At 48.2% G+C, this 25007-nt stretch carries 17 protein-coding genes; 8 read left to right on the top strand and 9 right to left on the bottom strand.

Annotation, left to right across the window (positions count from 1 at the left end; genetic code table 11):
* Nucleotides 1–503 precede the first annotated feature (503 nt).
* Nucleotides 504–2198 carry an ATP-binding protein gene (locus NG792_RS19005; protein WP_261236417.1) on the top strand — a complete coding sequence of 565 codons (1695 nt, stop codon included), beginning with the start codon at nt 504–506 and terminating at the stop codon, nt 2196–2198.
* 83 nt (nt 2199–2281) lie between these two features.
* Here the strand turns inward: NG792_RS19005 and NG792_RS19010 are convergent, their stop codons facing one another.
* On the bottom strand, nt 2282–4078 hold the full coding sequence (locus NG792_RS19010; protein WP_261236418.1) for a sensor histidine kinase: 1797 nt from the start codon (nt 4076–4078) through the stop codon (nt 2282–2284).
* 329 nt (nt 4079–4407) lie between these two features.
* Here NG792_RS19010 and NG792_RS19015 point away from each other — a divergent pair, with 329 nt between their 5' ends.
* Entirely contained in the window at nt 4408–5805 is a 1398-nt protein-coding gene (locus NG792_RS19015; RefSeq protein WP_261200541.1) for a TldD/PmbA family protein, read from the top strand.
* A gap of 240 nt (nt 5806–6045) precedes the next feature.
* On the opposite strand, the gene NG792_RS19020 is transcribed toward NG792_RS19015, so the two are convergent.
* From NG792_RS19020 to cobA, 4 genes are all read right to left on the bottom strand, one after another.
* Nucleotides 6046–7488 (bottom strand): hypothetical protein, encoded by a 1443-nt coding sequence (locus NG792_RS19020; protein ID WP_261236419.1) that lies wholly within the window; start codon nt 7486–7488, stop codon nt 6046–6048.
* Between the two features lie 46 nt (nt 7489–7534).
* On the bottom strand, nt 7535–8143 hold the full coding sequence (gene coaE / locus NG792_RS19025) for a dephospho-CoA kinase (RefSeq protein WP_261200543.1): 609 nt from the start codon (nt 8141–8143) through the stop codon (nt 7535–7537).
* A gap of 104 nt (nt 8144–8247) precedes the next feature.
* Nucleotides 8248–8883 carry an S-layer homology domain-containing protein gene (locus NG792_RS19030; protein ID WP_261236420.1) on the bottom strand — a complete coding sequence of 212 codons (636 nt, stop codon included), beginning with the start codon at nt 8881–8883 and terminating at the stop codon, nt 8248–8250.
* An 866-nt stretch (nt 8884–9749) separates the two neighbouring features.
* Nucleotides 9750–11360, bottom strand: coding sequence for a uroporphyrinogen-III C-methyltransferase (gene cobA, locus NG792_RS19035; RefSeq protein ID WP_261236421.1), 1611 nt, complete (start codon nt 11358–11360; stop codon nt 9750–9752).
* Between the two features lie 155 nt (nt 11361–11515).
* Here cobA and NG792_RS19040 point away from each other — a divergent pair, with 155 nt between their 5' ends.
* The 3 genes from NG792_RS19040 to NG792_RS19050 all read left to right on the top strand — a co-directional run bounded on the left by NG792_RS19040 (nt 11516) and on the right by NG792_RS19050 (nt 13121).
* A complete protein-coding gene (locus NG792_RS19040) occupies nt 11516–12331 on the top strand; it encodes a glycosyltransferase family 2 protein (protein ID WP_261200547.1) in 816 nt (271 codons plus the stop codon).
* Between the two features lie 101 nt (nt 12332–12432).
* On the top strand, nt 12433–12753 hold the full coding sequence (locus NG792_RS19045; protein ID WP_261236423.1) for a nucleotidyltransferase domain-containing protein: 321 nt from the start codon (nt 12433–12435) through the stop codon (nt 12751–12753).
* Nucleotides 12750–13121 carry a HEPN domain-containing protein gene (locus tag NG792_RS19050; protein ID WP_261200550.1) on the top strand — a complete coding sequence of 124 codons (372 nt, stop codon included), beginning with the start codon at nt 12750–12752 and terminating at the stop codon, nt 13119–13121. Before NG792_RS19045 ends, NG792_RS19050 begins: the two co-directional genes overlap by 4 nt.
* 200 nt (nt 13122–13321) lie before the next feature.
* Here the strand turns inward: NG792_RS19050 and NG792_RS19055 are convergent, their stop codons facing one another.
* From NG792_RS19055 to NG792_RS19070, 4 genes are all read right to left on the bottom strand, one after another.
* The gene (locus tag NG792_RS19055) at nt 13322–14170 is read right to left on the bottom strand and encodes an FkbM family methyltransferase (RefSeq protein ID WP_261200551.1); all 849 of its coding nucleotides are present in this window, start codon (nt 14168–14170) and stop codon (nt 13322–13324) included.
* A gap of 129 nt (nt 14171–14299) precedes the next feature.
* Entirely contained in the window at nt 14300–20470 is a 6171-nt protein-coding gene (locus tag NG792_RS19060) for a tetratricopeptide repeat protein (RefSeq protein WP_261236424.1), read from the bottom strand.
* A 108-nt stretch (nt 20471–20578) separates the two neighbouring features.
* Nucleotides 20579–21556, bottom strand: coding sequence for a homogentisate phytyltransferase (locus tag NG792_RS19065; RefSeq protein ID WP_261200553.1), 978 nt, complete (start codon nt 21554–21556; stop codon nt 20579–20581).
* Between the two features lie 50 nt (nt 21557–21606).
* Complete coding sequence (locus tag NG792_RS19070) at nt 21607–22518, bottom strand: methyltransferase domain-containing protein (RefSeq protein WP_261200571.1); 912 nt, start codon at nt 22516–22518, stop codon at nt 21607–21609.
* A 569-nt stretch (nt 22519–23087) separates the two neighbouring features.
* Between NG792_RS19070 and NG792_RS19075 the strand changes: the two genes are divergently transcribed.
* The 3 genes from NG792_RS19075 to NG792_RS19085 all read left to right on the top strand — a co-directional run.
* Nucleotides 23088–23225 carry a hypothetical protein gene (locus NG792_RS19075; RefSeq protein ID WP_261200554.1) on the top strand — a complete coding sequence of 46 codons (138 nt, stop codon included), beginning with the start codon at nt 23088–23090 and terminating at the stop codon, nt 23223–23225.
* 160 nt (nt 23226–23385) lie between these two features.
* The gene (locus NG792_RS19080) at nt 23386–24720 is read left to right on the top strand and encodes a TrkH family potassium uptake protein (RefSeq protein WP_261236425.1); all 1335 of its coding nucleotides are present in this window, start codon (nt 23386–23388) and stop codon (nt 24718–24720) included.
* Nucleotides 24717–25007: hypothetical protein (locus NG792_RS19085; RefSeq protein ID WP_261236426.1), on the top strand; the 291-nt coding region annotated here is incomplete at its 3' end. The genes NG792_RS19080 and NG792_RS19085, both read left to right, overlap by 4 nt.

A 25007-nucleotide genomic window follows, 5' to 3' on the forward strand; every position in this document is an offset into this window, starting at 1 on the left:
CGGACTGGAGGTGGATTGACTGTTTAAAGCGCCTGTAATAAGGCGCTTTTTGCGTAGGATTACGAATGCAAAATCTAAAATTTTAACTTTAAAATAGAATTACCCTCGCTGCTCAAAATAACAATCTTCCCGGATTGAGGGAAGATAATAAAGACACAGAGGGTTTGAGAAGACCCGGTTTTCTATACCCAACTCGATGTTTTGCCCATGCAGGGATGAGATGGAGAGCGGTAATTGAGCTAGGTCAATAGACTAAGGGTGCGAAGCTATCGGAATAAACAGGGTGTTTAAATTAAATAAATGGTGGCTCGACCCCTTAAAAATTGCTGGAAACCTAAACAAAAGTGACGTTTAGGCCCATGTACTGATTCCCCCGTTTGTAGCGGTGATGTTCAGTTTGTAGCATCAACCTAAAACGGGGAAGTACATTAAGTTGCTGGCGTCGGATTTCCTCCCCTGGGTGAAGTACAGGGATTTGCCAACTCGCGGACACTTCAATGAAGATGAATTTATCAACAGCTCAGGATGTGTCTCTTTATGATTGCGCCCTCAGTGCGATCGCACCGCCTCATCCCTTGCAAGTTTCCTACCCGTCTTTTAAGGGGATGGTGGGCGGTGTATTTGACCTGCTGATCGAACAAAAAATCCCAGCAACGCTGTGGGTAAAACTTCCAGATTGGTGCGACTGGCAGGTAGACCTTAATCGCTACCGAAATTTGCTCGGTGGAACGAATCCGGTCTATATCCTCAACCCCTGGCAGGGGGAGGAGACGGAAAAGATTCGCGATGAAATGATAGACACAGCAGGAGGAACCGGAGGGACAAAGGAGTTATATTCCCGTCAGCGATATAGCTTTTTTCAGCAGCGATCGCCGGATAAACAAAACAGCTTCGATCGCCACCTCCACCGTCACCGTCCCCCCTACAGCGCACCCTTAACCTGCGGCATTGACGAGAATTCCCTGATTAGCGATCAGGGGACAATCTTCATGCCGACCAAAACGACCTTACCCTTATGCTCCATTCAGTTAGTTCTCAATAGCAAACTGAACGAGGAATATTTTCTTATTGTGTTGTCCCCAGAATTATCTGTGGCAATTTTAGCCAGTCCCCCCCAATCCCAGGGGGTCGAATCCCATTCCCCTCGGGAATCTCAGGGAAATAGAACCCTAGTTGCCCTTTATTCCCTAGACCAAGAGACGATTCAACAGGTCTTGGATGGATTAAAAGTATCCGTGAGTAAAGGGCGGTGTCAGAGTTGTCCAATTTCTGATGAGAATCAATACCCGATCGAGACATCGGGGCGAGTTTGCGAGAATTTACTCGCCAATTGGGACATGGCCTTTGGTCACCTGGAACTGCCTAAACCAGACCCTTTATTAGTGGGACATTTATTTAGCAAGCAACTCCAGCGACTGGAACAACAGGGACAAGAATTGGCCGGGGAGGGAACACTGGCCGCATTGCAACGACAAAATCAAGAACTGCTGAATGCATTGCAGTTTAAAGATGAGTTTCTGAATAAGATTGGACAGGAACTGCGCACGCCGTTAACGAATATGAAAACGGCCTTGAGCTTGTTGGATTCCCCGAAACTCAAACCAGCGCAACGAGACCGATATAGTGCACTGTTGCATCAGTCTTGCGATCGCCAAAATGCCTTAATTGAAGGATTCCTAGAACTCGTCCGCCTAGAAAGCGAGGTGGATAAAGCAAAAATGGAGGGCATCCGCTTAGGAGAACTCGTCCCAGGAATCGTCAGTACCTATCAGCCGATCGCCGAGGAAAAAGGGGTACTCTTAGCCTACACCCTCCGAAGCACCCTACCCCCCGTGGTTTGCACCCGAGACTGGCTCAAAAAAATTGTGCTTAATTTGCTGCAAAATGCGATTAAATTCACCGGGTCCGGCGGTGAAGTTTGGGTGCGTTCCAAGCAACAAGGAGATTACGTTCAACTAGAATTTCGCGACACGGGTATGGGCATTCCCCCCGGGGAAATTCCTAAACTTTTTGAAGCCTTTTATCGCGGTCGTCAAGCCATTAATGATGATCTGGAAGGAGCGGGACTCGGGTTAACCATTGTCCAACAGCTTTTACTCCATTCCGGGGGGTCAATTACGGTCAAAAGCCGGGTCGGACGGGGTTCCGTCTTTACCCTTTTATTACCCGTTTACAACGAAAGCGAAGGGGATTGGTAAAGGATGAAGGATGAAGTTTTTTCAACCTTCATCCTTTACCCTTGTCAATTATCCATTATCAATTATCCATTATCAATTATCCATTATCCCCGCATTTCCAAGGGTAAGAAGATAGTCAGCACTTGTCCATGTTGGTGACGGTTGCGGACAATCAGTTTACCTCCGAGGGCTTGAAAGAGGTTTTTAGTCACGCTCAGATTCAAACTGAGGTTGCCGGTTTCCGGCTGAAACATCAACATTTGACCGAGAGATTTGAGGGCCTGAGTCCCGCAAACCGAGTTTCCCGAATTGACGGAGGCATGGGTTTGGGAGTGGAGTTCTACCTTCAACTGATGACCCGCGAGGGAAATTTCAACCCGGAGTTTGCCTCCGGCGGGTAAGGTGGAGGTGAAGTTATCGATCGCCCCGGTGAGGACTTGATCCAACAAGGAGGGGTCGCTGACCACCGAGGGCATTTTTTGGGGCAGAATCACATCTAAGGTGAGGTTGCGTCGGCTGGCTTGTTTTTCCCAGCGCGGGATACAACTATTTAATACCTGGGTCAGGGAGGTGGAAGTCAGGTGCACCGGCGCGTGAGCATCTTTGGTGGTTTCCAATTCCACTGCCCGGAAAAACAACCCAAAGCGGTCAATTTGCTCGCTACATTCGCGATCAATTGCTTCTAAGCGTTTGATAATCTCAGCATCGAGATGACGACGTTTGAGTAAGAGGCGGGTGAGGGTGCGAATGGTGGCTAAAGGGGTTCTAACTTCGTGAGCGATCGCCTGCAATAATTCCACATCCAAGGCCGGGGCTTGGTTTCGGACGTTCTTACTCGCCGCATCTCGCAGATCCTCTAAAGGCTGGTCGATCGCTGGTTTCCGGGGATTAGCCGTTTTGGCCGAAACGGTTCCCACAGCCTTTCTAGCCTTGGATGGCAGAGTTTTGGTAGTCGCTGGTTCTGGATTACTCAGGGCCGTTCTGCGTTCGCCAGAGGTCGAAACCCGAGAATTGCCATCAAGACGGGATACTTCCCAGCAAATCTCCGCTTCCCCATTGGGACAATCGCCACCAGATTGGGGTAAGGCGCGCATGGAGGAACCCCATCCGGTCCAATCTGCGGCGAATGCTTCCATTTCATCGAGCATTTCGCGATCGAGTTCTACGGGTTCGGGAAGATATTCCAGAAGCTGTTGGGTAAACTGACAGACAATTTTGTAGTGTGGGGTGCGGGGTGGGAACTGTTGGAACTGCTGATCTAAGGTGGAAATAGCGGTCTGATTTTGGAAGGGGAGTAGACGCGATCGCAATCCTTGCCACACTAAGGCGATCGCCTCTGGATCAAAGGAAAACTGAAACGCCGGTTGTCCCTCGGGGTTTAATCCCACCACCATGACGAAACTAAACCGCGCTGTCAAGACCAAACAAAATTGTTCGCGGGCCAGGGGGTCCCCAGTAAGCAGGGGTAAAATCGTCGGGTTGGAGGCATCAGAATCGCTATCTGGGGTCGGGGGGAACGGGGAGGAGGGTAACCAGGCGCCAGACTGGTGCACCCCAGCAAAGGTCCAGGTTGAGAACTGTTCTAAGTGGGTGGATTGGGTTAAAACCGGGACGGGACCGGATAAAACTAACCCTTTGCTAGAGAAGGGATGGCGGGGATCGGGGTCATTCCCGGCGAGTTCGCCATCGAGGAGGTCATTGAGGGAGGCGATGGCCCCTTGCCATTGGCGATCGGCCCGAATTCGGCGCAACCAGACTGTTGCCGCATCCCGATGGGTCGTTGTCCCATTGTGATCGCCCGGATCTTCTCCAGTCAACCCCATCTCTAGGTCTGAGGAATTGTCGGTTCTCCCCGCCTGTGCTAAAACCTCGCTAATCGTTGGTAAGACCCACTTGTACACGGAAATATCCCCCTCTACAGTTCACTGGTTCAAATCCTTAATTTTCAATAATTGAGCAAGAATTTGTAATTTAAAACTTGCTACAAACGCTTTAATCTAAATTCAACTGAAAACAAGATACTACTAGCCTATCTGCATCTTCCCCATAAAAACATTCGTAGAACCGAACAAATCAGTCGCAATCCCCGCAGGAAATAGGCAGGGTCACCCCAGTGATGCAGAATCGGTTTGACCCCTTGTCGGTAAAACCCCACCCGGTTGGTCTGTAATCATTGAGGACCGCTATAGTAGAACATATCAATCATTCGCGTTGGAACTCACCCTCAACCATGTCTACTTTGCTCGCTGATGCGAAAAACTTATTAGCTGAACTGATTGCCCGTTATGCCTCCCAGGTTGATTATTTGGCAATTCGCCTAGAAGAAGCGGAAGGCACCGATATCTTTTTGCGGGGTGAAAAGATTGAAACCCTAAGTGAGGGAGTCTCGATTGGGGGACAAGTCCGCGCTTGCTATCATGGCGGTTGGGGCTTTGCCAGTTTTAATCACCTGGCGGGACTGGCAGAACGGATCGAGGAAGCGATCGCGGCAGCGCGATTAGTCGGGGATGAAGAAACGATTTTAGCGCCCGTGGACCCGGTACAGATTACCTGTGAACTGTTACTCACGGGTACTGACCCGAGAAAGATTCCGATTATCGACAAAAAGAGATTGTGCGATCGCTATACGGATATCCTGCGGCAAGTGGACCCGCGCATCACCACCACCTCGGTGCGCTACAGTGACAGTGCTCAACGCATCCTCCTGTTTACCTCGGAAGGCACAATCCTGGAACAGTCTTGGGTGGATATGGAAATGCGCTTTGCCGCTACTGCACGCAATGGGGAAACCGTCCAAACGGGACGGGAAACCACCGGGTCCCGGAAAGCTTACGAAGATTTAATCCAGCTTGATTCCCAAGTGCGAGGGGCCGCCCAAAGAGCCGTAGAAGCCCTCTCCCTACCCTCGGTGAAAGGCAACACCTACCAAGTTGTAATTGACCCAATTTTATCGGGATTGTTCGTTCATGAAGCTTTTGGACATCTTTCCGAAGCAGATATGGCTTATGAAAACCCCGATTTGCTGGAAGTGATGACCCTGGGACGCCGGTTTGGTCCTGAAGATTTGCAAATTTTTGATGGCGCGGCCCCTCCGGGTCATCGCGGGAGTTATCTTTATGATGATGAAGGCACTCCTGCCACTACCACCCAACTCATTAAAGATGGGGTACTTGTCGGACGCCTCCACTCCCGAGAAACTGCTGGGAAACTAGAGGAAACTGCCACAGGAAATGCCCGCTGTTTGAATTATCATTATCCTCCCATTGTTCGGATGACGAATACCTGGATCGAACGAGGAAAGACTCCGGTTCAGGATTTATTTACGGATATTAAAGAAGGGGTTTATGCCCGAAATTGGCTGGGAGGAATGACGAATGGGGAAATGTTTACGTTCAGTGCTGGGGAAGCTTGGATGATTAGAAATGGTCAATTAGCTGAACCTGTGCGGGATGTCACCCTTTCGGGGAATGTGTTTAGTACCTTAGCGGATATTGAGGCGATCGGGGATGATTTCTACTGGGATGAATCTGGCGGTTGCGGCAAAGGTGGACAAAATGGTTTACCTGTAGGCTGTGGCGGTCCCAGTCTGCGAATTCGCAATGTTGTGGTGGGTGGCGAGTCGGCATAGTTTTGTCCAGTTTAATGGCCAATCCCAGGACAAGAAACCGGGTTTCTGACTTAAATTTATGCAATGGAAAAATCGGTGATGAAGAAACCGGGTTTCTAACCCAACTCAAGGACAAGAAACCGGGTTTCTAGCCTAGATTTGTGGGAAATTGCGACAGCATTTGTCAAGAAACCCGGTTTCTAACCGCTACTGTACCCCGGAACTAGAAAACCACAATAGGGATTCTGACACAGCATACCCTTACTGAAGTGAGGGGAGGGAGGGCGGTACTTCCGATTGATACAGGTTTTCCATTTCCGCTAGGGTGGCTTCTGGGTCGCTCTGGTTGGATTTTACCACATAATTGAGTTTTAATTCTTCTAAGAAATCAGTGAGCAAGAGTTGGATTTCTTCTTGGGTTTGCCGATCGCCTAGGGCTTTCCTAAAGGCTTGATTGAACTCTTGACTGAGGCGATCGAATAGCAATCGCCCTTCTACATCGGCGTAAGAACTTTCCAAAACGGTTACGGTAGTTTGGGCTAAGTTAGAGGCCATTTGTTCGGTAAACTCTCTGGGGAAATTTCCGAATCCGGGGAATGCTTTGAGGCTTTGATAAATGGCCGAATCTTTAAAAGCACCTTCTATACTATGATGCAAAACTGCTTCTAATTCAGGCTTAATTTGCGGTAAAACTTTGTAGATGGTTAATTCCAGAAGTCGGTCGGTAATGACTTCAATTTCATTTACATTATTCAGGTCGATCGCCGGTTGGGGATTCAACAAGGATTGGGCAGCAGTTCCTTCTCGAATGGAGTCTTGCGCTTGATTGATAAAGCGAACCATCACAAATCGAGACAGGCGATCGGCTAGTTTTGCAGCAGGTTCATGGGTCATCTGGACTAAGATGCGATCGAAATTAACCAGTTGACTCTGTTGCAGCCTCACGGCAACCGGAATCACCCGCAACCCTCGCCAAAAGGGTAAAAATAATAAAACATCATACCACCGTCGCAACATGGCATCTATCCAGCGTAAGCCCGTAATCCGGCGATGCATGAAGAAGGTGCGCAGGAGAAATTCTAATCCGAACAGGCCGATAAAGAAAATATCAATTCGCCAAAAATCATCGACTACTTGCCCAATTTTATTGATATTTCTGAAATAATTGCTGGCAATTAGGGGATTAATCTGGGATTGAAAAAAGTTCAGTTCGTCACTTAGTTTATGAGTGCTTAAATAACTAGAAGTCCAGAATTCTTGAAAAGCTTCCGAAGCATATTCTGTGCCAAGATGCTGACGCATTCTCCTTTGAATTTTGGCAAAAGTGCCGAACTTACCGGCAGCCAGAAAGGGGTTTTCTTTGAGCATTCCCTCGCTTTCATGGCGTAACGATTCCAGCAAATTCTCCACCTGCGGAGTTTGCAGGGAACTTTCGGGCTGTTGGAGTTCAAGGGTTAATTGATGGACGGTTGCTAAGTATTTTTCAGTTTCAGGATGGGGTTCAATGCCTTTAATTTTATCATAAGCTATCACAACGGAGGGAATTTGCTGAAAATAGATATCACGCAGGGGAATATAAGAAGAATCGAACCCAACTAACAGCAAATTGATAACGGCGAGAATCGCCATAAATTTTTTAAACCAGTCAATTGGTCCCCCGTTGTTCGGTGGTCCTGCTGGGTTGGCGGTTTGTATGGTTGGCATTTTGAAGACAGAGGTTAGTTAGAAGTAAAAGTATCCCGCTAGGGGTTTACTTCCTATTGTCTCTATCCTGCATCAAAGCGACATCTATCTGTTGGATGAGGTGTTCTAATGTGGAGGAGTTATCTAGGACGATATCAGCCCGATCGCATTTCTCAAATAAGGGCATTTGGCTATTAATTCTAGCTCTCGCTTGGTCTAGGGTCAATCCATCGCGTTCCATTAATCGCTGAATCTGGCGATCGCCAGGACAAGATACCACCCAAATTTCTGTAACTAAATCCGTCATTTGTGCTTCAAACAACAACGGTATCACTAACACTGCGGTAGACTGTTCTGGCAAGGCGGCAATCTCTCGAAGGAAGCGATCGCGCACTTGGGGATGGATTTGTTCCTCTAACCACTGTTTTTCCTGGGGTTGATTAAACACAATCTCTCCCAACTTCTGGCGATTCAGACTGCGATCGGGCAGTAGCAACTCACTCCCATAACGCTTCACAATTTGATTCAACACTGGGGAACCAATTTGGACCGCTTCCCGCGCATAAATATCCGCATCAAACACAGGTAATTGGTGGATATTTTTCAAATAATTAGAAACAGTAGTTTTACCCGTAGCAATTCCACCCGTTAATCCAATTTTACGTTTGTTTTTCATTTTAAATTTTTAAACTAAAATAAATTGTTAATAGTAACGATTTTAGCCGTCACTATTAACAATCAAGAAAGAGCTGAAGTTGTTTCTAACAACAAAGGGGATGATTAGTTGGGAACATCTGGAATAGTTCCGGGATTGTGTTGTTTTGCTAAATATTGACTTAAGGCATAAGCCATATCTTCACGAGTCATGGGTTGCAAGGGATTGAGCGCGTTATTGTTGCCAATATTAACTAACTCCTCAAAGATAGCTGTTGCTAGGGCTTGTCTGGCCCAATCTGGGGTTTGATAGCCATCTTGATAGGAGGTTAAAATCCGATTCACGTCGGCATCATTAAGCATTAAAACTCCAAAAGCTTGGGCGAAAATGGCAAATCCTTCGGCCCGAGTTACGGGTTGATTTGGATGGAATCTTCCGGTTAAATCGCCTTTCATAATCCCTGTTTCTAGGGCGATTTCGATGTCTCTGTAGGCCCAGTGGGAGGGAGGAACATCGGGAATTGGTTGATTTTGATTAGTAACTGTATTTCGGTTTTCCAGTTGAAAGGTTTTGACGAGAATTGAGGCGAGTTCGGCCCGGATGACTCCGCGTTCGGGATGAAATTGTCCGTCGGGATATTGAGTCATTAACCCTGATTCAATAACTTCTTGAATGGAATTAAGGGGTTGTTGTGCTCGGACGGAAATTATGCTGCTTTGTAGCAGTAAGGTGACGGAAATGAGGGTTAAAATTTTCTTCATAGCGGGAGGATAGTGCTCTCAATAGGGTTAGGGTTGAGCGCGTTTTGTGTGAAGGGTCAGGAATCTAGGTGTTATGGAGTCTGGCGTGGGGGGTCGCGATCGCTCTATGTTAGGTCCCTCACCTCCCTAAACAGCGCTATGGGATAGAACTACAACGGGGGTTTGACCCCGGGAGGATTTTCTGGTAGGATTGCCCTGCTTAAGTGACGATTCCCATTATGCGATCGCCAGGGGCGCAAGGCAAGGAAGTCGTTTATCTATCTGGGGAGGGGATTTGGGGCTTCTGGAAAAAAAAGTTTGGGGTTTAGCTTGAACTCTTTTGAAAACTACGATACAATGGAGCACAGCCATAATGCCTAATTCTACCCCACTCCAAGCCGGAAGAGGGCAAGCACCGTCTCTAGCCTAAGATGAGACCAAACCTGAGAGCCGACTAGAGGCCACAGTCTCTAGGGAACCTTACCGGAACCAACCCGTCTCCATCTCCGTAATTTCACGTACAGAGAAAGTTCCGTAATTTTACGGAGTTAGATCGAGCGATTCCACCGATGATTTTTCCCGGGATGAGCTCCAGAATAGTAAACATAGAGTTCAGGTAAAAGATTATGCAAGTTACAGCAACCGTCCGGGATATGTTCATCAATGCTTCTTTGTCTCAGCAAATCAGCTTCCACGACTGGGTACTTTTAAACGCATTACCGGAGTCTAACCTTTCTCAAGAAGAGAGACGCATGATCAAGCGCTTACTGCACAGCGTGAGACGAGGTTGGTTTAGGGTGCTAAGCTAAACCAGACCTGAGAGCAATTTTCTCAAGTCCGGTTTCGCAAAAACCGGCTTTTTCTGTAGAAAGGGTCAATGAATCCCCTCACAAGTTATCAGAGAGTAAGGCTTGTAGCAAGCCATCCAAGGTATATTCCTGAGCTTCCACATCGACTCGTCCGAGTAATTCATAACAGGTTTTTGAGGTCTGCGGACCAATTGAAGCAATTCGCACTTTGTTTAATAAGCTTTGCCAAGGTTGCTCACCACTCCTAGATTTGCGATCGAGTAATTGACAAAAGTTTCGCACGGTTTTGGAACTGGCAAAGGTGAGGATATCAATGCGTCTGTGTTGCAGTGCGTTCCATGCTTCCGGCGCGATCGCATCGGGACAACCGGACTCATAAGCAGCAACTTCTTCCACAATCGCACCTTGAGTCGTAAACTCCGTCACCAATACTTCTCGTCCCCCGGTTTCTACCCGAGGAAACAAGATTTTTTGTCCCGATACATTCTCGGGAAATTGTTCCACCAGGGAATCTGCCACAAAATCCGGGGGAATATAATCCGCTGTTAAACTCCGCTGTTGTAAGGTGGCAGCAGTTTTTTTGCCAACGACTGCAATTTTAACGCCTGCCAAGATGCGAGTATCTTTTCCGGTGGCAAGAAGGCGATCGCAGAAGTAATCCACGGCATTGGCAGAGGTGAGAATTAACCAGTCAAAGTCGGAAATTCGGGCGATCGCACGATCCAGCGACTCCCAACTGGAGGGAGGACGAATTTCCAACGCTGGCATTTCAATTACCGTTGCACCCGCAGCGGTTAGCATTTCCGTAAAGGTACTCGATTGTCCTGCCGATCGCGTGACGAGAACCGTTTTTCCCGTTAACCCCGAGGCAGAATGAGGGGAAGAATTTGTAGAGTGAGATGAATAGTTAGACATGGAAACAGAGTCAGCAGAATCAGGGGAGAGTGGACGACGAGAGGGGGAATTCGGAAGCAGATAGTCGCGCAATTTGACCACTTCGCCAATCACCATCACCGCAGGAGAGAGAGATTCCCCTCGGGTGCGATCGCGGATATCAACTAAGGTTCCTATCCAGACAAACTGACGACTGGTACCACAAGCGCGAATAATGGCGATAGGAGTTTGGGGGGATTTGCCATGTTGCAGCAACTGCCGGAGGATTTCATCCAGTTGCCGAGTCCCCATCAAAATGACAAGCGTCGGCATTCGTGTCAGGGTTTCCCAGTCGAGGCGATCGCAATCATGTCCCGTCACCACCGTAAACGAATGACTCATCACCGGATCAGTGAGGGGAATTCCCGCCAGTAACGGTCCCGCTAACGCCGAAGAAATGCCAGGGATGACTTCATAGGCACATCTTGCCGCCTTCAACGCCTGGATTTCCTCCGTACAGCGTCCGAAAATAAAGGGGTCTCCACTTTTCAGGCGAACCACCCGCTTACCTTGCTGACATTGCGCCACCAGGAGGCGATCGATATCCCCCTGTTGCCAACTCGGTTGTCCACCGCGTTTGCCGACATGGATCCGCTGACAACCGGCAGGAGCTAATTGCAGCAATTGCTCATCAATCAGGGCATCATACACGATCGCCTCAGCTTCTGCCAACAATTGCCGCGATCGCACCGTTAAATAGGCAGCATCACCGGGTCCTGCACCCACCAAATAGACAATTCCCCCTGTTTCAGTCACAATTACTTGTCCCTTTTGACATCCTCAGACGGTATCTTAACCTGATTAGGGTGGCACTGCCGCCTTTTGTGGCAATTCTCCCCTTCACCCTGACTAAACCGCAACTCATATAGTATTTTCGATCAGGAGTGCTTCATCGAAAATCACCTGAAACCATGTCAAACCCCCAGCAAACCATCTCCCTCCTTTGTCCCACGCGAGGACGTCCGGAACAGGCATTACGACTTGCTTTGAGCGTGTTAAACACGGCATCTCAACCCCAGCGAGTCGAACTGCTGTTTTATGTAGATGATGACGACAGGAAACAATCTGAGTATTTGGAGGTGTTTAAAACCCATAAACCGAAATTGGACCGATTTCGCCGCTGTGGGTTTTTATTAGGAGAGGCGATCGGGATTTCCAAAGCATGGAACGAGCTCGCCAGTCGCTGCCAAGGTAACCTCCTAATTATGGCAGCCGATGACCAAACTTACAACGATTTTGGATGGGACGATCGCCTCGACATCGAAACCCAGAAATATCCCGATGAGATCTTTTGTATGTGGTTTAACGAGGGACATTGGCAAGAAAAACTCTGCACCTTCCCCATCGTTTCCCGTAAATGGTGTCAAACATTAGGCTATTTTACCACCGGATTATTTGAATGCCTCTATGATGATATGTGGATTTGGGAAATTGCCAAACGAGTCGGCAGATTGCACTACATTCCCGATATCCTAACCGAACATTTACACTGGGGATATGGTAAAGCAGAAATCGATGAAACCTATCAGCATAAACAAGTCGATGCCAACAAAAAGTTAAAACCCGCAGTCTATCGAGACATGGACTTATATTGCCGAACCGTTCCCTATCGAGAAACCGATGCCAGACGCATTGCTGCCGTCATGCAAGGAAAAGTTTACCTCTACCCCGCACAGTTAATGGTCCCCGGCAAATCCACCATCTTCGATCGCCGAGACAAAGATTAATTTTCTCTTAAGTTCGTAGTAACGACTTCAGTCGTTCTTTTTCTTAGTTCGTAGTAACGACTTCAGTCGTTATTTTCTCCCCAATTTCCCCAGGGTAACCCATGCAAAATACCTGTTCAACTCTCTTACCCACCCTTCGGACTTATTTTCAAACCCTGTATGGAAAAAAGCTCGAACAATTAATTCTCTATGGTTCCCAAGCGAGAGGCGATGCGAAACCCGATTCAGATATTGACATTTTAGTCATTTTGACTGATCCAGTGGATGCCTGGACAGAAATTGATCGCACCAGTCAATTTATTGCCAACTTGTGTTTAGAACATACCGTGGTAATTTCTACGGCCTTTGTTTCTTCCCATCGGTTTCAGCAAGAGAAAAGTCCTTTTTTTCTAAACGTTCATCGAGAAGGAGTGACGCTTTGATCCCCGAACAAATCGCCTTGCTAAAAAAAGCTCAAGACAGCCTTCAGGCTGCAAAATTATTGCTTGACAATCATTTGTATGATATTTCAGCTTCACGGGCTTATTATACGATGTTTTATGTAGCTGAAGCCTTTTTATTAGGGGACGGACTCGCTTTTTCGAGTCATGCGGCGGTGATTTCTGCATTGGGGCGAGACTTTGCGCGAACTGGAAGAATTCCGGTAGAATTTCACCGTTACCTCATTGATGCTCAAAACAAACGGAACCAAGCTGATTATGATATTAATACTGAAATTACAGAATCTCAAGCCAATGAACAAATTAATCGGGCAGAAGAGTTTTTAAAGTTAGGTGAAACTCAACTTTGACTTTTTTGAAGTAGACATAAGGCAATTTTTAGAAACTAGAAACCGGGTTTCTGCAATAACTGTTGCCTCCTCGCCTAAATTGATGAAAGAAACCCGGTTTCTAACCCCCTACAAGAGGACCAGAAACCGGGTTTCTGCAATAACTGTTGCCTCCTCGCCTAAATTGATGAAAGAAACCCGGTTTCTAACCCTAATCAAATTCAGGTAAACTCTAGTTCATCACTTAAGGCAAAGACTAAGTTAAAAACATATTGCGAATTGTAATATTGATCCGGGGATAATTTCACCCAGTGGGGTGACTCATTTCGTAATAAATAGGGACTGTATCCTAGGGATGCCATGAACTCTCGTAACTGTTTTTCATCGGTTCCCATTTTATTCAATGCGAAGCGATTGATTTCGGCGATGATGTAGGGGACTTGATAAGTTGTAAGGGTTTTTAAGGAACCTTGTAAAACTTGATATTCTGCCCCTTCAGTGTCGATTTTAATTAATTTTACTCCCGTTAATCCTTTGTCTCGGACAACTTCATCGAGGGTTGTCATGGATAGAGTAGAGGTTTGAGGGTGACTGCGACTGATTTTATTAAATTGATGCAATCCCACATCCCATAAGGCGTGTCCCCCATCATTATCGGCATTATAAAAAAATTCTACAGGTTTTGTTTCTGAACCCAATACTGTAGGAATTGCCTCAATTTGGCGGAACTGATTTAAGGTAATATGGTCTTGAATCCAGTTGATATTGGTTTTATCCGGTTCAATGCTAATTACTCTGCCGGTTTCGCCGATTAAAATTGCCGCAAGGAGAGAATAATAGCCAATATGTGCACCAATATCAATAAAGGTATCCCCGGGTTTTAACACTCGTTCTAAAAATTTAGACTCTTCAGGTTCATAGAATTTCCCCTGAGAGAAGTAATGCCACATGATTTTTTGGCTGTATTTGGAAATATCCAAATGTAGGCACAATTTATGATATTCCTGATTGAGGCGGACTAACAAATTAACGGGTTTTTTCGTTGAGGATTGGGGGAGAGTTTGAGTCATAGATTAACGGTTAAAGGCATGATTGACAGTAGGAGGTATCAAAAGTCATTTTTATTAGCCCGCGCAGGCGGGCTTAGTCCCTATAGCCCCACCCTTTAGGGCGCGGGTTTTATAGAATTGCCCATCAAGTTACAGAATTTCTCCTAGAATTTCCAGGAGGCGATTAACTTGGTTTTCCCAGGTCCATTGTTGCATAAATTGGGCGGCGGCAATGCCTTTTTGTTGGGCAATTTCACGATTTTGATAAAGGGTTTCTAGGGTTTCTATAATTTCCTCAAGGTCCGACTCTCCCCAGCCTTCGACGCCGATAAATTGTGGGGTAGGTTGGACGGGTTTCTGAATTATCAAGGGATAGCAATGATTAGGGTCAATCAAGTCTAAATGTCCGGTATTGGCAGATAGAATAGTAGGAATTCCGCAAGCCATTGTTTCCATTGCAACAAGGTTGGTTCCCCCTTCGCAGCGATTGGTAAAGAGGGCACAGTCGGCTTCCCGGATGATTTGCGGCATCAGATAATTGGAAATTACACCAATATCGATAAAGGAGTCAGGAGTTAACCCATTGTTGAGTAGCCACTCGGTAATATTTAAGCGTTTATCTGTCCCAATTTTCGGCAGTCCGGTGACATGACCCGTGGTTTGGAGTCCGCGCATAAATTGGGGCCAAAAGTTATGCCATGCGGTGATGAGTAAGGCTTCAGGGTGACGCTTTTGGAAGGCTTTAAAGGCGGCAATGACGATATCTTGCCCTTTGCGATATTCTAATTTTCCGCCGCTGAAGATGACGAAGCGATCGCCAAATAAATTGGATTTGGGGGCGGGATGAAACAAGGTGGGGTCAATCCCTTGGGGTAATGCCTGAACTGTGGTGATTCCCTGACTTTTAAGAACCTCAGCATTCCAAGTGGAACCGGCAATAATTAACGAATATTCATTTGCTCGATTGCGTTTTTCGGGTGGGAAATCAGTATCTTCAAAAAAGATAAACCCGATATTCTGTTTGCTGCTGATTTGTTTGGTTGTTGCCAGACTGATAAAATCATTACCGAGGTCATAAAGGACGGGAAAATCACACCAAATGGGTTTACCTGGGTTTTGCTGCCGCAATTGTTCTAAATTTTGATATCGATCGCACACAGGTTGGAGTTGCGATCGCACCAACGGATTCACTACCCCAGTGATATCCGGTGGCAGCAATAACATCGGTTCATATCCCGGGTTTTTTTGCAGTTGCAGGGTGAGGTTTGTCCCATAAATCCCCCACCCTGTCATCTGGTTTATCGGCCATGCAAGGCCCAATCTCAAGGGATTCTGAGCCGGTTTGGAAACGCCTTGGGTGCGATCGCGAATTGATTCACTAATCATCGATTTTAGGTTCATCCTGACTTCACTTTCTACCCCTTTTTTCCCGGGCAAAGATGGGTCCTGGTCCCGTAGCCCCACCCTTCCTGAATTCTCCACAGTTTGCCGCAATTCTTCAGTAATGCGATCGCCAACTTCCTGCCACTCTCCCGGCTGTTTTTGCCGGAATAATCGCAGACTTGGATACCACGGAGAAGCGCAACCATCGAGTCCCCAACGCCAATCGGGAGTATAAGCTAATAATAGCCAAGTGGGTTTACCCATCGCCCCAGCTAAATGGGCAACGGAGGTATCAACAGTAATAATTAAGTCTAATTGGGAGATTGCCGCAGCGGTATCGGCAAAATCCTGGAGGAAGGGTCCTAAATCCTGAATGGGTAAATTTTTTCCTTGCCAAGTTTCCCCCGCTTGCCCTTTTTGGAGACTATAAAATTGGACTCCAGGAACTGTTAAGAAGGGTTGAAAAACATCCAGGGAACAGGACCGCTTATAATCCCGGTGGTGTTTCGGATTTCCTGCCCAAACAATCCCCACTTTAAATTGTGTCGAGTCAAGGGGCATTTGCCGGTAATTGGGGGGCTGAATATAAGGAATGGTAGCGGGAATTGTGGTAGAAATCGTCCCCAAAATTCGAGGTAAACTCATCAAAGGAATCCAACTGTCAAAGGGTTTTAAATCCTGCTGATTGGAACTAATTGCATCAATCCCCGGAACCGTTTTCAAGACAGAAACCAGAGGCGCCGCAACTAAGGCGACTACGCGAATTCCCTGTTGTGCAAGTAAGGTGGCATAGCGGATAAATTGGAGTGTATCCCCTAAGCCTTGTTCCCCATATAATAGGAGGGTCTTGCCCGTTAAATCCGTACCTTCCCACCGAGGAACCTCAAAGTGAGGTGGGGCGGGGTATCCTTTGACGCGCCACCGCCATTCATATTCGCTAAAACCTTTGCGGAAGTCTCCAGCAGTCAGAAGACTGAGGGCGAGGTTAAGGTGAGCTTCGGCAGAGTCGGGCTGGATTTCGAGGGCGCGGTGATAGGCAGCGATCGCCGCTGTGGTTTGATGTTGTTCCTGAAAAGCCGTTCCCAGGTTAATTTGGGCGTCAATATACTGGGAATCCAGGGCAGTCGCCTGCTGAAAACAAGCCATTGCCTCGGCAATTCTCCCTTCCTTGAGGAACAGATTCCCCAGAGTATTATGAGCTTCTGTATAACTGGGGTCAAGGGTCGTTGCCTGCTGGATCTGGGCGACTGCCTCCGTTACATTCCCCACTTCTTGTAGGGCATTTCCTAGATGGTAATGCGCTTGACTATGATGGGCATCCAGGGCAATGACTTGGCGATAGTGGGCGATCGCTTCCTGGAAATGTCCCTCGTCAGACAAGGCATTTCCCAGATTATAATGGGCGGCGAGACAGTGGGAATCCACGGCGATCGCTTGTGCTAAATAAGAAATCGCCTCACTGGTTTTGCCCAAACTGCGTAAGGCTGCCCCGAGATTGATATAGGCGGGGAGATAGTGGGAATCAGCAGCGATCGCTTGCTTGTAATACCCCACTGCTGTATGAAATTTTCCCCCTTGATGGGCGATCGCCCCTAACAGTTGCCATCCTTGCGCCTGATTGGGATACTGACGCAGCAACACCCGGCAACGGCGTTGAGCGTTGGCAAAATTGCCCGCTTCGTAATCTTGGCGGGCGAGGGCGAATTCTGGGCTGATTGTCTCCGGTTCCGGCAAGACAACCCGCGTTGCCAACACCTCAGTTAAACTCTGTGCCACCTCATCAAATACCCCTTGCCAGTCCCCCCGTTCCTCCTGGCGAAACAGGCGCATTGTCGGATACCAAGGGGAATCACTGCGGTTGAGCATCCACCGCCAATCCGGGGCATAGCTTAACGCTACCCAAACAGGTTTACCCAAGGCACCGGCTAAATGTGCGATAGAAGTATCTACCGTAATCACCAAGTCTAATTGAGCAATAACTGCTGCCGTATCTGCTAAATCCTGCAAATGCGGGGCTAAATCGTTAATCGGGAGATTTTGCTGGCGAATTCGGGTTTCTTCGGGGCCTTTTTGTAGACTATACCACTTAATGCCCGGAATGTTGAGCAGGGGGAGAAAATAGCGCAAGGGACAGGAACGAGTGCGATCGCCCTTATGTTGTGGATTCCCCGCCCAGACGATACCCACCTTTAATCCCGGTGCATGGAGTATCACCGGGGCTAAATGGGAGTGTGTGAGATAGGGAATTTTTCGAGGGATAGTATCTAAGGTGGTTCCCAGAATGTGAGGCAAGCTCAACAGGGGAATCCACACATCAATCGGTGCCAATTCGGACCAATAGGCACTGACGCGATCAATGCCCGGTACGCTTTTAAATAAGCGCACCAAGGGTTGGTTAACCAAGGCAACGACTCGCCCCCCGCGTTGGACGAGTAAGGCAGCATAGCGGATGAATTGGATACAATCTCCCAAACCTTGTTCGGCATGGAGTAAAATTGTCTTACCTTGAAGATCGGAACCGTCCCAAAAGGGGGCAGGAATCGGCGGTAAATCCGGTGCTGCTTTCACCCGCCACCGCCATTCATATTCCCGAAATCCCTGGCGTAATTCCCCTTGGATGAGTAAGGCAATTCCCCGGTTGTTATGGGCTTCGGAGTAGTCCGGTTGTAGGCGCAGGGCAGTGTCATAGCAGGCGATCGCCTCTTCGACTCGTCCCATGTCATGCAACACCAACCCTAAATTATTGTATCCTTGGGCATAGTTGGGATTTAGGGCGATCGCCTGTTCAAAGTGAGGAATAGCCGATTCTAATTCGCCTAACTCATGCAACACCATCCCCAGATTATTATATCCATCCACATGATTCGGTTGCAAGACAATCACCCGCTCAAACTGGGCGATCGCCGCTTCCCGTTTCCCCAGTTCCCAGAGGGCATTTCCTAAGTTGTAATGCAACCCCACTTCTTGCGGGGCATAAGGTAAAGCTTGGTGATAACAAGTCACAGCTTCTTGACAGTTTCCCTGACTTTTCAGAATCATTCCCAAATTCGTTAAAGCCACCGGATGGTTCGGCATTTGTTCCAACACTTGCCGATAAAACCGTTCCGCTTTGATTAAATCTCCCCCGTGATGAGCTGTAATCCCGCGTCCCAGCTTTACACTCACTTCCCGGGGCATTTCTGCCCGGTTTTCTGTCCATTCCCCTGCTTCAATTAAGGCTTGTTTCACCTCCTCAAAAACACTTTGCCAATCCCCCGGCTTGCTTTGGCGAAACAGGCGCAGGGTAGGATACCAAGGCGAATCGGAGCGATGCAGCAACCATCGCCAATCCGGCGCAAAAGGCAGCAACACCCAAGCCGGTTTTCCCAATGCCCCGGCTAAATGAGCCACTGCCGTATCCACGGTAATAATTAAGTCTAATTCCGCCATAATTTCAGCGGTATCCCGGAAATGATTCAATTGAGGAGCCAAATCATGAATCGGAACTTGACGGGATATTTTAGGGAGTTCGTTAGAGCCTTTTTGTAAGCTATAAAAGCCTATAGAAGTTGCCAATTCTTCTACTAATTGTAAAAAATAAGTGAATGGACAAGAACGTTTGATAGAGGTAGGATTTTCATGATTTGCTGCCCAAACTATTCCAATTTTGAAAGAGTGAGAAGGGAGGGAATTTGGGGCGGTTGTTTTTAGAAGAGATCCCCCCCAACCCCCCTTAAGAAGGGGGGAGTCAGAGGCATTTTGGTCGTTTTGTACTAAAGATACCTCAGCCCGCGCAGGCGGGCTTTGTTCGGATAGCCCCACCCTTCCAGGGTGCAGGCTGGGGTCGTTAGCCCGCGCAGGCGGGCTTTGTTCGGATAGCCCCACCCTTCCAGGGTGCGGGCTTTGTTCGGATAGCCCCAGCCGGGAAGAGTGAGGGGGACGCACCATTAGATAGGGAATCTCACAGGGAATTGTTTCTAACGTTGTACCCAAAATGCGCGGTAAACTCATCAAGGGCGCATGAACATCAAACGCCGGTAAAGGCTCATCCTTGATAACCAGGATATCCACCCCTTCTAGCTGTTTCAACAAGGGAAATAAGGGGGGATAACACTCCAGGATTACTCGCCCGCCCAGGGCTGCGACAAGGGGAATATAACGGATAAATTGCAGGGTATCTCCGAATCCCTGTTCACTATGGAGGAGAATGGTGCGCCCGGTGAGGGGGGAACCGTCCCATAGCGGTTGGGGAAATGGGCGGGGTTTGAGGGTTTCTGTTTGCCACCGCCATTCATATTCAACAAATCCCCGTGGGTAGTCTCCTGAGATCAGGAGGGAGAGGGCGCGATTCCAATGGAATATCACGGTGTGAGGTTCGATCGCGATCGCCCGATCATAACAAGCGACTGCCTCGGCTAAATCTCCGGCATCATGCAAGGCAACCCCAAGGTTATAGTGGAATTCCGCCGAATCGGGAGAGCGATCGCAGACTTGTCGATATTGGGCGACTGCCGCCGCTAAATCTCCCGATTCTTTCAAAGCATTGCCGAGATTTGTCTGAATTTGTAAGTCCTGCGGATCTAAGGCAAGGGCTTGTTGATACTGGGCGATCGCTGCTTGAATCTCTCCCCCTTCCAGGTACAAATTGCCTAAATTATAGAATGCTTTGGTATAATTAGGACGCAGGGTAATCGCTTGCTGATAATGGGCGATCGCCTCTGCCGGTTGTCCCTCCAACTTTAGGGAATTTGCCAGATTGTAATGGAACTCCGGCACATTCGGATGGATCTTTACCCCTTGTTGATACCAATCGATCGCCCCTAGATTGTCTCCCTCTTGGGCGGCGATCGTCCCCAAGAGGTTCAATGTCAGAAGGTTCTCTGGTTCCCGATGGAGGATTTCCCGACATAGAGTTTGTGCCAAGGCAAAATTCCCAGCTTCGCACTGTTTTTGAGCCATTTCCCAACATTGCGAAACCGACAGGTGTGTGTAAGGGGTCTCAGATTGATTCACGTCCATTATTTCACGGCTATTTAACGGCTATCGGGGAGGGTGATGATCTGAAATTTACGCCAACAGACAAGCCACGGGAAACATGATATATTCCAGGAAAAACAGTTTCCAAATAAATTGATAGCAAGCGGCGATCGCGCTTTTATCTTCTAAATCTACCTCACGACTGCGCCACCATAACCCCGTCAATGCCACCCCATGCGCGATCGCCAACACGAAGGGATTGATTTGAGGTAACCAGAAAAACGCAGCTACACTGGTAGCAATATAACAGATGACAATTACCCATCTTGCTAAATCAAAGACAGTACGCGCTCCCAAACGTAGGGTCAAGGTGCTAATCTGATAAAGCCGATCGCCTTCCATATCGGGAATATCTTTAAAAATGGCGATCGCAAAGGTAAAGCCTAAGACAAACAAAGTCAGGGCCCATACTGAAGGGGGAATCATCACCAAACCCTCTTTTTGCATCACCCATTGGTAATGTAAAAATAACCCTAAATTAACAATAATCCCGCGCACCGTAAAAATGCAAAAAGACGCCCAAAATGGAAAGCGTTTTAAGCGAATGGGCGGCAAGGAATAAGCCGTTCCTAAGCCCAAACTAATTCCCACCGTTGCCAACAACCAAGGACCTTGTAACCAAGCTAAAGCAATCGCTAAAATGCCCGTAATTCCTACAATTAATTGCCCTTGTTTGCGGGAAAACTCACCGGCTGCTACGGGTAATTCTGGCTTATTAATTTGGTCAATTTCAATATCAAAAAGTTGGTTTAATCCAACAATATAAACATTCCCACACAAACAGGTAAACCAAGTCCCAAATAAGGGCAAGAGGGCTTTTCCGGTGAGGCTGTCCCCAGAAAAAGCTTGGGCGATCGCAAACAAACCGATCGCACTCAAACTGGTGCCAATAATTGTATGAGGGCGGGTAAATTTCCAGAATGAATAGAGCCAAGGGGCATATTTCTGGACCATATTCATTTCAGCCGGTTGAGAAACCGCAGGGGGAGAGGGAGAAATTTGGCTCATAATCTCGCTAAAAATAGACTCACCACAACAGCAAAAACGCTTAATAAAAGTTAGGATTTCGTTCCACAGAGTAACCCATATCGAATTAACCCTTGCTTATATCCATCACGCATCAGCCCCAGAGCAAGCGCCCCTTGAATAGTTTGCCAACCGGATAATAATAATCCCAAAAGGACCGAGGGGTCAAAAGCAGAATCAATCACTAAATCCCAAAACGGGGCCACCGCTGTAGACCAATCTGCCACCTGAATCCCTTCAAATCCAATTTCTCGGGCAATTGTCTCATATTCGGGTAAAGAAATCACGTAGGGCAAGCAATAAACCTTGTAAATTTCCATTAATTGATGCCGTTCGCGATCGCTTAGGGGTGCACAGGGTGGTGCAACGGGACGATGACACCAAGTTGCCATCATCAACGCGCCTCCCGGGGCGAGTACCCGATAGCATTCCTGTAAAAACTTCTTTTTATCCGGCATATGTTCGCCGCTTTCCAGGGTCCAGACGAGATCAAAGGAATTATCTGCAAAGGGCAATTCTAGGGCATTGGCGACGCGAAACTCCGCCCTTGGACCCGGGGTCATGCTCCCCCCTTCCAGACCCGAGGAGGTCGGGATTCCAGCTTCTTTGGCTCGTTCTGTGGCCCGGGCCGCCTGGACCGGACTGAGGGTAATTCCGATTGCGCTGGCGTTAAACTTTTGTGCTAAGTATAAAGAACTCCCACCGATGCCGCAACCTACATCTAAAATCGTGGAAACCCGGCCCGTGAGGTCCTTAGACAACTGCACCCCAGTCCAAGCCAGGAGTTCCTCAATCAAGTCAATCTGTGCCTGTCGTCGATCCAACCGGCGATCGCCCCTCTCGCCGTAATACCCGTGATGCATATGTTCCCCCCAAACCCGTTCCCAGAGTCCGGAGGAAGCATCGTAAAACTGCTGAATTTGCTCGTACAAGTTGCTCGTCATCATGGCTGGTCAACACTCAGAAGCCCTTGGCTTACAGTAAAGCAGCCTCTATTGTAAACGATCGCGAACCCATTGGAAAAATCTGCCTGATGTTAGCAAACCCTTTACCCGATCGCAGGGATTTCTCAAAACTAAACGTGACTTATCAGATTTTTGGGGGATACGCTGTTCCTATTTTCCTCTCGGTCTGTGCTGCCATTTTAGTATATTCGACCTCTTGCAAAATTCTTTCAAGCCGATAGGCGTTATTAATGGGGGGGAAAGGGGGAGCAATTCCCTTTTTTTTGCCAGAGGTCTATATATTTCGCGGCCTATTAATGAATTATATCAAATCCGGTTGTGATAGATCTATAAAAACCCACACCCTCAAGGGTGGGTCTATACGGACGTAGACGCGCTAGCGGCTTCGGTGAAGGGTAGCCCGCCTACGCGGGCTGGAGAGAAAAACGACTTTTAACAACCGGATTTGGTATTAGAAGGGTATGAAAAGTGGGATAATACCGTTAGAGAATATTAGACTGGCAAAATGTCCCCCATGAGGCGATCGCCGAGGAAGTATTTCTCACCGGATGAACCCGACAACTCGCCAAATAACTGGGACAGACCCCACCACCATCCGGCGGGATGAACCCTTAAAATTTGGCCTTTTGGACACCAGGGAACCCGACGCCTATTTGCAAGGGCAAATTCAAAAACAGGGATGTTAGAACCATTTGGGAAGAACCACGAGGAAATGGGATCACCGAGGTCCCTGTAGCATCCAGATAAAATAGCCGATTTACAAACAAATTGCCCCAGACTGCCGGGGAGTTGATAAGAGATCAACCCTTCGGCCTAAAATCAAAACAATCTAACAGCTAAAATATCATGACTGTTGCTAGAACCATTTGTCTTGGCTTTCTGGTAATTATTGCGATCGGCACCATTCTGCTGCTGCTGCCCATCTCTAGCAGTGATGGGACCTGGGACAATTTCGTCACTGCCTTATTTACCGCCACCTCCGCCGTCTGCGTCACCGGCTTAGTCGTCGTTGATACCGGCACCCATTATTCGGGATTGGGCCAATTTTTCATTATCTTGCTGATTCAACTCGGTGGACTCGGTTACATGACCGTCAACACCTTTTTGCTGCTTTTACTGGGACGGCGCTTGGGATTGCGCGATCGCGTAGCCCTTCAACAATCCTTAGATACTACAGAAATGTCCGGGGTGGTCCCCTTGGTGCGTTCCATTCTTGCCATGACCTTAATCTTTGAACTAACCGGGACGTTCTTACTCCTGTTCGTTTTTACCCCAGACTTTGGCTTGGACAAGGGCTTTTGGCTTTCAATTTTTCATAGCGTTAGCGCCTTTAACAATGCCGGGTTTAGTTTGTTTGCTGATAATTTAATCGGCTATGCCGGATCCATCCCCGTGAATTTGGTGATCACCTTGTTGGTGATTTTTGGGGGGATTGGCTATCAAGTCATCATGGAAATGTATATGTGGGTACGCGATCGCATTTCCAAAAGTCGCGAACGGGTCGTCTTTTCCCTTCATTTTAAAATCGTCACCAGTACGACCCTGATCCTGCTAGTTGTAGGCACCCTGGGCCTTTTCTTCACCGAATCCCAAAATCCCGAAACCTTGAAAAATGTCGGGTTCCTCGAAAAGCTGCTCAGCGCCTGGTTTCAGTCCGTCATCAGCCGTACCGCCGGATTTAACAGCATTAATATCGGTGAAATGACCACAGCGGCCCTCTTTATCATCATTGCCTTGATGTTTATCGGGGCCTCTCCAGGCAGTACCGGAGGCGGCATCAAAACCACCACAGTGCGGGTACTGGCAAGCGGCACCCGTTCCGTACTCCAGGGACGCACCCAGGTACTCTGCTTTGATCGTCAAATTCCCCCCGAACTGATTTTGAAAGCCGTTGCCGTGGTCGTTAGTTCCCTCGGTGTCGTCGTTCTCGCCACCCTTGTGCTGACAATCAGCGACCCCAAGAGCGAATTTATTGCGCTTCTGTTTGAAGTGGTCTCCGCCTTTGCCACTGTTGGTTTGTCGATGGGTATCACGGCAGATCTCTCCACCGTAGGCCAACTGGTACTCATCGTCACTATGTATGTAGGCCGGGTGGGAATGATCATGCTCATGAGCGCCATCATCGGAGACCCCAAACCGAGTAACATCCGCTATCCGGAGGAGAATTTGTTAGTGGGATGATGGATTGGGAGATGGGGGAGATGGGGGAGATGGGGGAGATGGGGGAGATGGGGGAGGTGGGGGAGATGGGGGAGGTGGGGGAGATAGGGGAGATGGGGGAGGTGGGGGAGATAGGGGAGATGGGGGAGATGGGGGAGGTGGGGGAGATGGGGGAGGTGGGGGAGATGGGGGAGATGGGGGAGATAGGGGAGATAGGGGAGATGTTCAACGTCCCGACTTGCTGTCGTTTCTTCTCCCCCATCTTCCCCCTCCGCCCCAGCCTCCCCCACCGCCCCCACCCCCCCCCC

Source organism: Laspinema olomoucense D3b, assembly GCF_025370785.1.
In the GTDB taxonomy this organism is placed as follows: Bacteria; Cyanobacteriota; Cyanobacteriia; order Cyanobacteriales; family Laspinemataceae; genus Laspinema; species Laspinema olomoucense.